Annotated in this window: 14 protein-coding genes and 1 riboswitch; of the genes, 8 read left to right on the top strand and 6 right to left on the bottom strand. The window is 66.6% G+C overall.

Annotated elements, in window-relative coordinates:
• Position 1: 1 nt before the first annotated feature.
• Entirely contained in the window at positions 2 to 178 is a 177-nt protein-coding gene (locus tag ASF14_RS20760) for a YegP family protein (RefSeq protein WP_076718339.1), read from the top strand.
• A 37-nt stretch (positions 179 to 215) separates the two neighbouring features.
• Here the strand turns inward: ASF14_RS20760 and rnhA are convergent, their stop codons facing one another.
• The 3 genes from rnhA to ispH are packed head-to-tail and all read right to left on the bottom strand — an operon-like array spanning position 216 to position 2,563.
• Positions 216 to 653: a ribonuclease HI gene (rnhA, locus tag ASF14_RS09510; protein ID WP_056434428.1), complete on the bottom strand. Its 438-nt coding sequence runs from the start codon at positions 651 to 653 to the stop codon at positions 216 to 218.
• Complete coding sequence (gene thrB / locus ASF14_RS09505) at positions 650 to 1,603, bottom strand: homoserine kinase (RefSeq protein ID WP_056434426.1); 954 nt, start codon at positions 1,601 to 1,603, stop codon at positions 650 to 652. The genes rnhA and thrB overlap by 4 nt, the downstream gene beginning before the upstream one ends.
• Positions 1,604 to 1,606: 3 nt before the next feature.
• Positions 1,607 to 2,563: a 4-hydroxy-3-methylbut-2-enyl diphosphate reductase gene (ispH, locus tag ASF14_RS09500; protein ID WP_156361108.1), complete on the bottom strand. Its 957-nt coding sequence runs from the start codon at positions 2,561 to 2,563 to the stop codon at positions 1,607 to 1,609.
• 114 nt (positions 2,564 to 2,677) lie between these two features.
• Between ispH and ASF14_RS09495 the strand changes: the two genes are divergently transcribed.
• From ASF14_RS09495 to gcvPB, 5 genes are all read left to right on the top strand, one after another.
• The gene (locus tag ASF14_RS09495; protein ID WP_056434422.1) at positions 2,678 to 3,316 is read left to right on the top strand and encodes a hypothetical protein; all 639 of its coding nucleotides are present in this window, start codon (positions 2,678 to 2,680) and stop codon (positions 3,314 to 3,316) included.
• Positions 3,317 to 3,613: 297 nt separating this feature from the next.
• A riboswitch (glycine riboswitch) is annotated at positions 3,614 to 3,722 on the top strand.
• A 162-nt stretch (positions 3,723 to 3,884) separates the two neighbouring features.
• Complete coding sequence (gene gcvT, locus ASF14_RS09490; protein ID WP_082442170.1) at positions 3,885 to 5,060, top strand: glycine cleavage system aminomethyltransferase GcvT; 1,176 nt, start codon at positions 3,885 to 3,887, stop codon at positions 5,058 to 5,060.
• Between the two features lie 2 nt (positions 5,061 to 5,062).
• On the top strand, positions 5,063 to 5,434 hold the full coding sequence (gene gcvH, locus ASF14_RS09485; protein ID WP_056434420.1) for a glycine cleavage system protein GcvH: 372 nt from the start codon (positions 5,063 to 5,065) through the stop codon (positions 5,432 to 5,434).
• Positions 5,435 to 5,625: 191 nt separating this feature from the next.
• Positions 5,626 to 6,984 carry an aminomethyl-transferring glycine dehydrogenase subunit GcvPA gene (gcvPA, locus tag ASF14_RS09480; RefSeq protein ID WP_056434630.1) on the top strand — a complete coding sequence of 453 codons (1,359 nt, stop codon included), beginning with the start codon at positions 5,626 to 5,628 and terminating at the stop codon, positions 6,982 to 6,984.
• A complete protein-coding gene (gcvPB, locus tag ASF14_RS09475) occupies positions 6,981 to 8,537 on the top strand; it encodes an aminomethyl-transferring glycine dehydrogenase subunit GcvPB (protein ID WP_056434418.1) in 1,557 nt (518 codons plus the stop codon). The genes gcvPA and gcvPB overlap by 4 nt, the downstream gene beginning before the upstream one ends.
• Before the next feature lie 173 nt (positions 8,538 to 8,710).
• Here the strand turns inward: gcvPB and ASF14_RS09470 are convergent, their stop codons facing one another.
• Positions 8,711 to 8,968 carry a SemiSWEET family transporter gene (locus tag ASF14_RS09470; protein WP_056434416.1) on the bottom strand — a complete coding sequence of 86 codons (258 nt, stop codon included), beginning with the start codon at positions 8,966 to 8,968 and terminating at the stop codon, positions 8,711 to 8,713.
• 100 nt (positions 8,969 to 9,068) lie between these two features.
• Between ASF14_RS09470 and bluB the strand changes: the two genes are divergently transcribed.
• Positions 9,069 to 9,692: a 5,6-dimethylbenzimidazole synthase gene (gene bluB / locus ASF14_RS09465; RefSeq protein ID WP_056434415.1), complete on the top strand. Its 624-nt coding sequence runs from the start codon at positions 9,069 to 9,071 to the stop codon at positions 9,690 to 9,692.
• A 27-nt stretch (positions 9,693 to 9,719) separates the two neighbouring features.
• Here the strand turns inward: bluB and ASF14_RS09460 are convergent, their stop codons facing one another.
• Positions 9,720 to 10,625: a DMT family transporter gene (locus ASF14_RS09460; protein WP_056434413.1), complete on the bottom strand. Its 906-nt coding sequence runs from the start codon at positions 10,623 to 10,625 to the stop codon at positions 9,720 to 9,722.
• A gap of 92 nt (positions 10,626 to 10,717) precedes the next feature.
• Between ASF14_RS09460 and proS the strand changes: the two genes are divergently transcribed.
• Positions 10,718 to 12,250 (top strand): proline--tRNA ligase, encoded by a 1,533-nt coding sequence (proS, locus tag ASF14_RS09455; RefSeq protein WP_056434410.1) that lies wholly within the window; start codon positions 10,718 to 10,720, stop codon positions 12,248 to 12,250.
• A 127-nt stretch (positions 12,251 to 12,377) separates the two neighbouring features.
• Here the strand turns inward: proS and ASF14_RS09450 are convergent, their stop codons facing one another.
• Entirely contained in the window at positions 12,378 to 13,346 is a 969-nt protein-coding gene (locus ASF14_RS09450; RefSeq protein WP_056434408.1) for a glutathione S-transferase family protein, read from the bottom strand.
• Positions 13,347 to 13,430: the final 84 nt, after the last annotated feature.

The following is a 13,430-nucleotide window of genomic DNA, read 5'->3' as shown; positions in this document are numbered from 1 at the left end:
CATGGCACACAGCTTTGCGATCGAGAAGAACAAGGCGGGCGAATATGTCGCCAAGTTCCGCTACAACAGCGAACTGATCTGGTGGACCGAGGGCTATGCCAGCAAGGCCGGAGCCCGCAACGCCATCGAATCCGTCTTGAAGAACGGACCGAACGCCCCGATCCACGAACCGGAGTGATCTGCGCTTCGGGGCAAAGGACGCGGCAGGCGTTGGATTATTTCCGAAACGTCTCCGCCGCGTCGCTGGCCAGCTTGTCAGCGCGCTCGTTGTCGGGGTGGCCGGCATGGCCCTTCACCCATTTCCACTCGATCTGGTGGCGTTCGGCCGCCGCCAGCAGGGCCTGCCAGAGTTCGGCATTCTTGACCGGCTTCTTGTCCGCCGTGCGCCAGCCATTGCGCTTCCAGCCGTGGATCCACTTGGTCAGTCCGTCCATCACATAGCGGCTGTCGGTCGACAGCGTGACGGCGCAGGGGCGCTTGAGCGCGTTCAGCGCCTCGATCGCGGCCATCAGCTCCATGCGGTTGTTGGTCGTCAGCGCCTCGCCGCCGGACAATTCCTTTTCATGCGTACCCGCGCGGATCAGCGCGCCCCAGCCGCCGGGGCCGGGATTGCCCTTGCACGCGCCGTCGGTGGCGATCTCGACGGGGGTCACAGTCCGGCCTTTCCGTCGCGATAGGCGATATAGCGCCGCCAATAGGCCAGCGGGTCCTTGCGCGTCACCAGCGCGTCGGCGGGGGTGTTGAGCCAGTCCCACGCCCGCGACAGGGCGAAACGCAGACACGCCCCCATCGCCAGCTTCGCGAACGCCGCGCGCTCCGCCTCGGTCAGCGGGAAGTGGCGTTCATATCCCTCGACCAGTGCCTCGCCGATATTGGGCGCGTACACTTCACCGCTGGCGTCGAAACTCCAGGCTGAGTGCATGACGGCCAGGTCATAGACGCGGAAATCGGTGCAGGCGAAATAGAAGTCGATCAGCCCGGTGACCTTGTCGCCCAGCACCAGCACATTGTCGGGGAAAAGGTCGGCATGGATCACACATGTATCGAGGCCCTGCGCCTCCCAGCCCCCCAGCACGGCGTCGAGCGCCTCGCCCATCGCGTCGTGCAGACCCGGCTCGATCCGGTCGAGATCGCGCCCGCATTGCGCGAACAGTGGGCGCCAGCTGGCATGACCCATCGAATTGGGCCGGTTCTGCGGGAAGTCCTGCACCGCCCGGTGCATCGCCCCCATCGCATCCGCCGCCGCCAGCGCCTGGGCCGGGGTGGGGTGCGACAGCGACACGCCGGTCAGGAACTGGATCAGGCAGGCGGGGCGGCCCGCCAGCTCCTGTATCTCCACGCCTTCCCGGTCCTTGATCGCGGGTGGCACCGGCAGGCCCTTCGCCGCCAGATGGTCGAGCAGCGCCAGGAAGAAGGGCAGGTCGCCCGCCGCCACGCGCTTTTCGTACAGCGTCAGGATGAATCGCGCGGTCGTGGTGTCGACCAGGTAATTGCTGTTCTCGACGCCCTCGGCGATCCCCTTGGCGGAGATCAGGTCGCCCACGTCATAGCGTGCCAGAAACGCCGACAGCGCTTCGGCCGAAACCTGCGTATAGACGGCCATGGTTCAGGCGGCCGTTTCCAGCCCGCGGGGCAGCTTGAAGGCGATGGTCTCGCGCGTCGTCTCTTCCTCGCGCTCGGAAACGATGAAGCGTTCCGACAGGCGATCGACCAGTTCGCGCACCAGCAGCTCGGGCGCGGAGGCCCCGGCGGTCAGGCCCAGCGTCTTCACGCCGTCCAGAAACGCCCAGTCGAGATCGGCGGCACGCTGGATCAGCATCGCGCGCTTGCCCGCCCGCTCGGCCACTTCGACCAGGCGCAGCGAGTTGGAGGAATTGGGCGCACCGATCACCAGCACCGCGTCGCACTCGGCGGCGATCGCCTTGACGGCGGCCTGACGGTTGGAGGTGGCGTAGCAGATGTCCTCGCCGCGCGGCCCCTGGATCGTCGGGAATCGGCGCTGCAACGCCTCGATCGTCGCGGCGGTGTCGTCTACCGACAAGGTGGTCTGGGTCAGGAAGGCGAGATTGTCGGGATCGGCGGGTGCGAACGCCTCGACATCCGCAACCGTCTCGACCAGCGACATCGAACCTTGCGGCACCTGGCCGAAGGTGCCGATGACCTCGGGGTGCCCGGCATGGCCGATGAAGACGATGTGGCGGCCCATCTCGACCAGCCGCTCGGCCTGGCGATGCACCTTGGACACCAGCGGGCAGGTGGCATCGAAATAGGCGAGGCCCCGGTTCTCCGCATCGGCGGGCACCGATTTCGGCACCCCGTGCGCGGAGAAGACGACATGCGCGTTGGGCGGCACCTCGTCCAGTTCCTCGACGAAGATCGCGCCCTTGGCCTTCAGGCTGTCCACGACGAACTTGTTGTGGACGATTTCGTGCCGGACATAGACCGGCGCGCCATGTTTTTCGAGCGCCAGCTCGACGATGCGGATGGCGCGGTCGACACCGGCGCAGAAACCGCGCGGGGCGGCGATCAACAGGTCGAGCGGCGGCTTCGTGGCGTCGGTCATGGATGGGGTCATGGGGACGGCTCTACGCCATTGCTTGCGCGCGTCCAACCCGGTTCCTATGCTGGCGGCCAAACCGGCATCCTGCTTCGGCATCTAGAATAGGCGTTTCGACCTGTGAAAGCATCGTTTCTCGCTCCCGTCGCCCTTGCGCTCGTTCTCGGCGGTTGCGCCCGTACGGGTGAGATCGATGCGTCGGGCGGCATCACCGCCGTCCGCTCGGCTTGCCCGATCGTCGGCGTCGCGGCGGGGACCGGCGACATCACGCTGTTCAAGACGCCGGGCGCGACCGACCAGGGTTCGATCGACCTGATCGCCAACCTGACCAATGTTCGCGGCAACTGCGCCGATGCGGGTTCGGACATCGTGACGACGGTCAATTTCGACGTCGAGGCGCGGCGTACCGACACGGCGGCGGCGCGGGACGTGGTGCTGCCTTACTATATCGCGATCGTGCGCGGCGGGACCAACGTCGTCGCCAAGCGCGTCGGCCGGGTGAACGTGCATTTCGATGCGGGCCAGGCGCGCGGCCAGGTGGCGGGCGAGGCCTCGACCACCATCGCGCGGGCGGCAGCGACCTTGCCCGACGATGTTCGCGAAAAGCTGACCCGTCGCCGTAAGGCCGGGGACGAGGATGCGGCGGTCGATCCGCTGACCAATCCGGAGGTGCGCCAGGCGGTGGCCAGCGCCAGCTTCGAGGCACTGGTCGGGTTCCAGTTGACCGACGCGCAGCTGCGGTACAACGCGACTCGGTAATTGGATGTGCCCCGGCGGAGGCCGGGGCCCAGTTACTTGAAGGCTTGTGGTGCGCGGAACATCGCGTGGGAGGCTCAAGTGACCCCCTTGCATTTGCCTCCCACGCGATGTTCCGCGCGTCTCTGACCAAGCGGCGCCTGGGCCCCGGCCTTCGCCGGGGAACGAAGAAGGGCGTCGATCTCGCATCCCGCTCGACCCCACAATCCACAACATTGATCGCGCCCACCGCCGTTCCCGATTGACTTGAGGCAACCCTGTCGGCAGAGGGCGCGGCGTCGATGTCGGACATGTCCGACATAGGCGCGCGCGGGAGAGCGCCGGGTTCGCCTTTCAGGTGACGAAAACCCGGCCGCCGAAGGAGCAACCACCCCGGAATCTCTCAGGCAAATGGGACCGCGCGATCGCCATCGACACTCTGGAAAGCGCGCTTCGGCTCACGCCGTCGTGCCACCGAAGGGGTAAGCCGGAATTTCCGGCGAAAGCTCTCAGGTTCCGTGACAGAGGGGGATCGGATCGGGTAAGGACATTTGCGTCCCTAGCCGACACCCTTTTGACGGAGACCGGCCCCGTGAGCGACACCGCAGACCTGAACGTAGAAGACGCCCCCGAGGGTCAGGAGATCATCCAGACGCTGCCGCTGGACGCATGGCATCGTGCGCGCGGCGGCCGGATGGTCCCGTTCGCGGGCTATGAAATGCCGGTCCAGTATGAAGGCATCATGGCCGAGCATCTCTGGACCCGCGAGTCGGCCGGGCTGTTCGATGTCAGCCATATGGGTCAGGTGGTCTTCACCGGCGAGAACGGTCTGGGCCCGGTCATCACCGCGCTGGAAAAGGTCCTGCCGGGCGACATCGCCGGCCTGGGCTCTGCCAAGAACCGCTATTCGCTGCTGCTCAACGAAGAGGGCGGCATCCTCGACGACTTGATGGTGACCAAGCGCACCCTCGACGGCGCGGAAGAGCTGTACATGGTCGTCAACGGCGCGACGAAGTATGACGACATCGCCTATCTGCTCGACTTCATCCCCGACGATGCGACGCTGAACCTGCTCGACGAGCAGGCGCTGCTGGCGCTCCAGGGGCCGAAGGCGGTCGATGCGCTGTCGCGGATCGTGCCGGGCGTCGAGGCCTTGGTGTTCATGACCGCCGCCGACTTCAACTGGAACGACGTGCCGCTGTGGATCAGCCGCTCGGGCTATACCGGCGAGGACGGTTACGAAATCTCGATCCCGGCCGAGCATGCCGCCGCGTTCGCCGACCGCTTGTGCGAACAGGCGGAAGTGAAGCCGATCGGCCTGGGCGCGCGTGATTCGCTGCGTCTGGAGGCGGGGCTGCCGCTTTATGGCCATGATCTCGACCCCGAGACGACACCGGTGATGGCCGATCTGGGCTTCGCGCTCGCCAAGAAGCGTCGCGAGGCGGCGGACTTCCTGGGCGCCGAGCGGATCCTGTCCGAGCGCGAGAACGGCCCGGCCGTCAAGCGTGTCGGCCTGACCGTCGCGGGTCGCCAGCCGGTGCGCGAAGGCGCGTCGGTGGTGGCCGAGGACGGCTCGGTCATCGGCCGCGTGACCAGCGGCGGCTTTGCCCCCTCGATGGGTGCGCCGATCGCGATGGCCTATGTCCCGACCGCGCTGGCGACACCCGGCACGGCCCTCAAACTGCTTCAGCGCGGCAAGACCCATGACGCCACCGTCACGGCGATGCCGTTCGTCCCCCATCGTTATGTTCGTTCAGGAGCCAAGTGACCATGAGCCGCTATTTCACCGAAGATCATGAGTGGATCGACGTCGACGGTGATGTCGGCACGGTCGGCATCTCCGATTATGCGCAAGGAGCCCTGGGCGACATCGTGTTCGTCGACGTCCCCGAGGAAGGCCGCGAGCTGAGCAAGGGTGACGAGGCTGCGGTGGTCGAGTCGGTCAAGGCCGCCTCGGACGTCTATGCGCCGGTTTCGGGCACCGTCGTCGAGGGCAACGCCCAACTGGCCGACGAGCCTGCGCTGGTGAACAGCGATCCGGAAGGCGAGGGCTGGTTCTTCAAGATCACGCTGTCGGACGCCTCGGAGCTGGACGCGTTGATGGACGAAGCCGCCTACGCCGCGTTCGTCGCAAAACTCTGATCTTCTTACTCCCCTCCCGCAGGCGGGAGGGGCTGGGGGAGGGGACTCGTTCTCCCCCCGGACCATCAGGCTTGTTGAAGCCGACTGCCCTCCCCCGACCCCTCCCGCCTGCGGGAGGGGAGAAGAAGGGGAAGGGCGATGACCCCTCGATCCGCGAGGTTTTCGGGGTGAGGGGCGGAGAAATGGAACGCATGCGCTACCTGCCCCTTACCTCTTCCGATCGGGCCGAGATGCTCTCGGTCATCGGTGCCGGATCGGTCGACGACCTGTTCGTCGACGTGCCCGAATCCGCCCGCCTGTCCGGCCCCATCGAGGGGCTGCCCAACCACGCGTCCGAACTGGCGGTCGAGCGGCACATGACCGCGCTCGCGCGCAAGAACATGGTCGCGGGCGACGTGCCCTTCTTCCTGGGTTGCGGCGCGTATCGCCATCATGTGCCCGCCAGCGTCGATCACCTGATTCAGCGCGGCGAGTTCCTGACCGCCTACACGCCCTATCAGCCCGAAATCGCGCAGGGCACGCTACAGATGCTGTTCGAGTTCCAGACGCAGGTCGCGCGTCTGCTCGGCACCGATGTCGCCAACGCCTCCATGTATGACGGCTCGACCGCCTGCTGGGAAGCGATCGGCATGGCGCGGCGCATCACCAAGAAGTCGAAGGCGATCCTGTCCTCGGGCCTGCACCCGCACTATGTCTCGGTCGCCAAGACCATGGCGAAGTATACCGGCGACACGCTGGAAACTAGCACGCCCGTCCTGACCGCCGAGACCGATATCGACCAGATGATCGCGGCGATCGATGGCGACACGTCCTGCGTCGTCGTCCAGTATCCGGACATTCTCGGCCGCATCGCCGACCTGACGCCGCTGGCCGAGGCCTGCCACGCCAAGAAGGCGCTGCTGATCGCAGTCGTGACCGAGCCGGTCGCGCTGGGCGCTGTCCGTAGCCCGGGCGAGATGGACGCCGACATCGTCGTCGGCGAAGGCCAGTCGCTGGGCGTCGGGCTTCAGTTCGGCGGGCCCTATGTCGGCCTGATGGGCTGCAAGGACAAATATATCCGCCAGATGCCGGGCCGCTTCTGTGGCGAGACGGTGGACGCCGACGGCAAGCGCGGCTTCGTGCTGACGCTCTCGACCCGCGAGCAGCATATCCGCCGTGAAAAGGCGACGTCGAACATCTGCACCAATTCGGGTCTGTGCGCGCTCGCCTTCTCGATCCACATGACGTTGCTGGGTGAGGCGGGTCTGCGCCGCATGGCGGGGATCAACCACGCCAATGCATGCCGCGCGGCCGACCGTCTGGCGAAGGTGCCGGGCGTCAAGCTGGTCAACGACGTGTTCTTCAACGAGTTCACGCTGGACCTGGGCCGCGAGGCGCGCCCGGTCGTGCGGACGCTCGCCGAGCGCGGCGTGCTGGCGGGCGTGTCGCTCGGGCGGCTCTATCCGGGCGAGGACGCCCTTGCGAACGGACTGGTAGTGGCGGTCACCGAGACGGTGACGGCGGAGGATATCGAGACGCTTGCCAAGGCTCTCGAGGAGGTGCTGGCATGACGATCAACCAGAGCGGCTGGAAGCCTACGAGCCCCGAAGCCAACCAAGCGTCGGTCCCGGCGACCTTCACCGGCAATCGCGCGCTGATGCTGGAAGAAAAGCTGATCTTTGAGATCGGCGACAGCGAGACGACCGGCGTCGACTTCGCCGAGGGCGATGTCGCGGGTTCGCGTCTGGGCGACCTGTCCCGCAAGGACCCGATCGGCCTGCCCGGTCTGTCGGAGCCGGAGACGGTGCGCCACTATACCCGTCTGTCGCGGCAGAACTACGCGATCGACCTGGGCCTGTTCCCGCTCGGTTCGTGCACGATGAAGCACAATCCGCGCCTGAACGAGAAGATGGCCCGCCTGCCCGGCTTCAGCGACGTTCACCCGCTGGCTCCCGTCGACACGGTGCAGGGCGCGCTGGAGGTCATTCACCAGCTGGCGCACTGGCTGGTCACGCTGACGGGCATGACCTCGGTCGCGATGAGCCCCAAGGCGGGCGCGCATGGCGAGCTGTGCGGTATCCTGGCGATCAAGGCGGCGCTGGAAAAGCGCGGCGAGGGCCATCGCAAGGTGATCCTGGTGCCGGAGTCAGCGCACGGGACCAACCCGGCGACGGCGGCGTTTGCAGGCTTCTCGGTCGAGGACATCCCCGCGACTGCGGACGGCCGTGTCGACACGGCGGCGCTGAAGGCGCGGCTCGGGCCGGACGTGGCGGGCGTGATGATCACCAACCCGAACACCTGCGGCCTGTTCGAACGCGACCTGAAGGACATTTCCGACGCGGTCCATGCGGCGGGCGGATACGTCTATTGCGACGGCGCGAACTTCAACGCCATCGTCGGGCGCGTCCGTCCGGGCGATCTGGGCGTCGATGCGATGCACATCAACCTGCACAAGACCTTCTCGACCCCGCATGGCGGCGGCGGGCCGGGTTCTGGGCCGGTGGTGTTCTCGGAGGCGCTGACTCCGTTCGCGCCTTTGCCCTTCGTCGAGAAGACGGGTGAGGGCTTCCGTCTGGTCGAGGAGGAAAATGCCGACGACCATCACGCCGACAGCTTCGGCCGCATGGTCGCCTTCCACGGCCAGATGGGCATGTTCACCCGCGCGCTGACCTATATCCTCAGCCACGGCGCCGACGGCCTGCGCCAGGTCGCCGAGGATGCGGTGCTCAACGCCAACTATGTCCTGCGCTCGCTGGAGAACACGCTGGACGCCCCATTCGCCAAGAGCGGCCCGTGCATGCACGAAGCCATCTTCTCGGACGAAGGCCTGGCCGAGGGCTTCTCGACGATCGACGTCGCCAAGGCGCTGATCGACGAGGGTTTCCACCCGATGACCATGTATTTCCCGCTGGTCGTCCACGGCGCGATGCTGGTCGAGCCGACCGAAACCGAGTCGAAGGCCGCGCTGGATCAGTTCATCGGCGCGCTGGCGTCGGTGGCGGAGCGGGCCAAGGCGGGCGATCCGTCGCTCAAGACCGCGCCGCACTTCGCGCCGCGCGCACGCCTCGACGAGACGCTCGCCGCGCGCAAGCCCGTGCTGGTGTGGAAGGACAAGGCGGCCTGATCGCATAGCTGCCCTCACCCTTCCGGCGCTTCGCGCCTCCCTCCCTCTCCCCATGGGAGAGGAGTGACGGGTCGTCCATGCCCCCGGCATGGACTGAACAGCGCGGGGCGCTGTTCACCCGGCACTGGGCCCGCCCGCGATAGCGGGTGGGAAGGGTGAGGGTAGTTGTCTGATCAAAACGCCGTGAACAGGCAAATCCCGCCCAGGATCACGCCGGGCGCATTGGCGAAGACGATCGGCCAATCCCGCTTCTCGCGCAGAAACCCGTACGCGACCCAGAGCGCGCAATTCACCATCGTCGCCAGCGGCTGAATCACCGAACCCTTCTGGCCCGCCAGGTTGAGCTGAATCTGGTCGATATAGGACAGGTACATGGCCACCGCCGTGGCGGTCGCGATCCAGCCGAGCAGCATCAATTTCCGTTCGCTCACAGCCGTTTGGTCTCCTTCTTCATGACAGATAAATCGATTGAAGCCTGGTGCTGCAACGCGCAAGCGGGGCAGGATGCTCCGGGGCGGAAAAGGGACGAGCATGCGCTTTGACACAAGCGACGCGACGACGCTGGAGACGATCCTGCGCTGGCGCCGCGACGTCCGCCATTTTCGCACCGATCCGATCGACGAGGCGGTGCTGGCGCAGCTGGCCGAGACGATGGCGCTGGCCCCCTCGGTCGGCAATGCCCGGCCATGGCGGGTGATCCGCGTCGAGGACCCTGCATTGCGCGCCGCCGTCCGCGCCGATTTCCGACGCTGCGACGAAGAGGCGGCGGCCGATTATGCCGACGAACAGGCCGCGGCGTATCGCGCACTGAAACTGGCGGGCCTGGACGCCGCGCCGGTCCAGCTGGCGGTCTTCACCCATGTCGATCCGGCGGAGGGGCACGGCCTGGGTCGCCGCACCATGCCGGAGACGCTGCGCCAGTCGACCGCGATGGCGATCCACACGCTGTGGCTGGCGGCGCGCGCGGCCAATCTGGGGATGGGGATGGTCTCGATCCTCGATCCGGGCGCGATGGAGCGGCTTTTCGCGGTGCCCGAGGACTGGGCCTTCACGGCGTATCTGTGTCTCGGCCATGCCGAATGGGACGACGACACGCCCCTGCTCCACCGGGCCGGATGGCAGGAGAATGCGCCGACCCGCTGGGAGGTGCGGTAACAAACTTTCTCCCCTTCCGGGGGAGGATCAATCCTCCGCGGCGGCCGAACTGGTCTGCTGCTTGCCCAGCCTTTGCTCGCGCCAGACGATGAACAACCCGCTGGCGATGATCACCGGCGCGCCTGCCCAAGTTCCCGCCGTCGGCAGCACCCCGAAGATCAGCCAGCCATAGACGGTCGCCCAGATCAGCCCCGAATAATCCATCGGCACGACAGCCGCGACCGGCGCCAGCCGCGATGCGCCGGTCAGCGCCAGTTGCCCCAGGCCGCCCGCCAGTCCGATCGAGACCAGCACCACCCAGGTCAGTGGATCATGCATCTTCAGGTGGAAGGCATAGGGCACGGCGATGAAGGGCAGGGTCAGGACGGTGAAGTAGAAGACGGTCGTGGTCGCGGGCTCGTCGCGCAGCTGGCGCAGGACGATCGCGACGATCGCGACGAACATCGCCGCCATCAGCCCGACGCCCGCCCCGAACAGCGACATGTCGCTCGCCCCCGGCCGCACGACGAGCAGCACGCCCGCAAAACCGACCAGCACCGCGCTCCAGCGCTGCAAGCCCGTCTTCTCGCCCAGCACCAGTGCGCCCAGCAATGTCGCGAAGATCGGCACGGTAAACTGGAACGTCGTCGCCTCGGCCAGAGGCAACAGCATCACCGCGCCGAAGGTGAAGACCATGCCGACCAGCCCGACCATCGCCCGCTTGGCATGCCCCTTGAGCCGCTGGGTGCGCAGCGACGCCAGGCCCGGCCCCGCCAGGACGAAGGCGAGCACGACCGGCAGCGCGCAAAGCTGGCGAAAGAACATGGTCTCGGACAAGGTCGCCCCGCGCGACTCGGCCAGCTTCACAAGGGCCGACATGGTCGACAGGAAGAAGATGGCGATCAGGCGCAGGCCGATGCCTTTCAGCACGCGGTCGTCGGACTTGGGGGACATGGGACGCCTCCTAGCCGCAGTGCGACTATGGCGAAAGGCCGCAAGCGTCCGCCCTCTTGGCGAAACCGGGTCTTTGCCGCTATCGGGCGGGCATGAAGCATGCTCTGTCCGTCACCCGCGACGCGGATTTCTCCGCCTGGTATCAGTCCGTCATCGCCGAGGGCGATCTGGCCGAGGAATCGGGCGTCCGTGGCTGCATGGTTATCCGCCCCTGGGGCTACGGCATCTGGGAGCGCATCCAGCGCCTGCTCGACGATCGCATCAAGGCGACGGGGCATGAGAATTGCTATTTCCCGCTGTTCATCCCGCTCAGCTATTTCGAGAAGGAAGCCGAGCATGTCGACGGCTTCGCCAAGGAAATGGCGGTCGTCACGCATCACCGGCTGATCGCCGATGGCAAGGGTGGGCTGGTCCCCGATCCCGAGGCAAAGCTGGAAGAGCCGCTGGTCGTGCGGCCGACGTCGGAGACGGTGATCGGCACCGCCTTTGCCCGCTGGGTCCAGTCGTGGCGCGACCTGCCGGTGCTGATCAACCAATGGGCCAATGTCGTCCGCTGGGAAATGCGCACCCGCATGTTCCTGCGCACCGCCGAGTTCCTGTGGCAGGAGGGGCATACCGCTCATGCCACGGTCGACGAGGCCCGCGCCGAGACGATCCAGATGCTGGAAGTCTATCGCAGCTTCGCGGAGGATTGCCTCGCCATGCACGTCATCGCGGGCGAAAAGCCGGAGAATGAGCGCTTCCCCGGCGCGGTCGAAACCTATTCGATCGAGGCGATGATGCAGGATGGCAAGGCGCTTCAGGCCGGGACCAGCCACTTCCTGGGCGACAATTTCGCGCGAGCCCAGAATATCCGTTTCCAGAATGCCGAGGGTGGCCTGGACTTCGCGCAGACGACGAGCTGGGGTGTTTCAACCCGGATGATCGGCGGCATGATCATGGTCCACGGCGACGATGACGGCATGCGCGTGCCGCCCAAGGTTGCACCGTGGCAGGTGGTGATCGTCCCGATGCTGCGCGATCAGCCCGAGGACGAGGCGCTGCTGAGCTATTGCCGCGACCTGCAAAAGGAACTGGTCGGTCAGTCCGCGCTGGGCGAGCCGATCCGCGCGATGGTCGATGCCCGCGCGCAAAAGGCCGCCAACAAGCGCTGGGGCTGGGTCAAGAAGGGTGCGCCGGTCGTCATCGAGGTCGGCGGTCGCGACATGGCGGGCGGCAACGTCTCGGTCATCCGCCGCGACCGGCTGTACCGCGAGGACGGCAAGCTCGACTCGGTCGTGCAGCCGCGTGGCGATTTCGTGAGCGGTGTCGCCGATCTGCTGGCCGACATCCAGGGCGAACTCCACCGCCAGTCGGCCGAGCGGTTGAAGGCGCAGATCGTGCCCGTCGACGACTGGGCAGGTGTCGAGGCGCATTTCGCGGACGGCGTGAAGAACCCCGGCTGGGTCGATGTCCGTTGGGCCAAGCCCACGGGCAAGGAACTGGAGCAGGTGGTCGAGAAGTTGAAGGGCCTTAAGCTGACCATCCGCAACGCCCCGATGGGCCAGACGGGTTGCGACGACGGTCCCTGCATCTTCACCGGCCGCGAGGCGGTGGAGCGCGTGCTGATCGGCCGGGCTTACTAACGGAACTCCCCCTCCCGCAGGCGGGAGGGGGTTGGGGGGAGGGCCGGAGGTCTCACCGAGACCATCGCTCGTGGCGTTTCCCTCCCCCGGCCCCTCCCGCCTGCGGGAGGGGAGAAGAAGAGGGGGCTTACCCGCTCACCAACCCCGCCCACGGCAAGTCCGGCCCGGCGGGCACGATCCCGGTCGGGTTCAGCTCCAAATGGCTGGCATAATAATGCGTCTTGATGTGATCGAGATGCACCGTCGCTGCGATCTCCGGAATCGCCAGCATCCGCTCCAGCAAGGCTTCCAGTGCCGGATAGTCCTGCACCCGCCGGACATTGCATTTGAAATGCCCGTGATAGACCGCATCGAAGCGGACCAGCGTGGTGAACAGCCGAATGTCCGCCTCGGTCATCCGATCACCGATCAGCCATTCTCGCCCCTTCAGCCGCGCTTCCAGCGAATCCAGTTCGGCGAATAGCGGGCCGACCGCTTCGTCATAGGCCGCTTGGGTCTTGGCAAAGCCGCATTTGTAGACGCCGTTGTTCACCCGGTCATAGACGGTGGCGTTGACCGCATCGATCTCTTCGCGAAGGTCCGAGGGGTAGTAATTCCCCTCCCGCGCGCCCAGCCCGTCGAACGCGGTGTTGAACATGCGGATGATCTCGGCCGACTCGTTGCTGACGATCGTATCGCGCTGCTTGTCCCACAGGACCGGCACCGTCACCTTGCCGCTGTAACCGTCGCGGGCTCGGGCATAGAGCTGCCACAGATAGTCCGAACCGTGGAGCGGGTCGCCGGTGCCGCCGCGCTCGGTGGCGAAGGTCCAGCCATTTTCGCGCATCAGCGGATCGACCACCGACAGGCCGATCATGTTCTCCAGCCCCTTCAGCGCGCGGACGATCATCGTGCGATGCGCCCAGGGGCAGGCATAGGAGACATAGAGGTGATAGCGCCCCGCCTCCGCGCGGTGGCCGGTCTGGCCGTCGGGGCCGGGTTCTCCGTCCGCCGTCAGCCAGTCGCGAAAACCGGAGTCGGGGCGTTTGAAGCTGCCCTTCTCGTCCGATTTGAACAGTCCGTCGGCGTGCCAGACGCCGTCCACCATATTGCCCATGCGTGTGTCTCCTTTGGGGAGGGTACGCATGGGGCGGGGGAGCGATCCAATCCTCCCCGGTACGGGGAGGGGGACCATGCGCAG

This window comes from Sphingomonas sp. Leaf257 (genome assembly GCF_001422185.1).
Lineage (GTDB): Bacteria > Pseudomonadota > Alphaproteobacteria > Sphingomonadales > Sphingomonadaceae > Sphingomonas > Sphingomonas yabuuchiae.
This window is presented reverse-complemented; position numbering and strand designations above follow the sequence as displayed.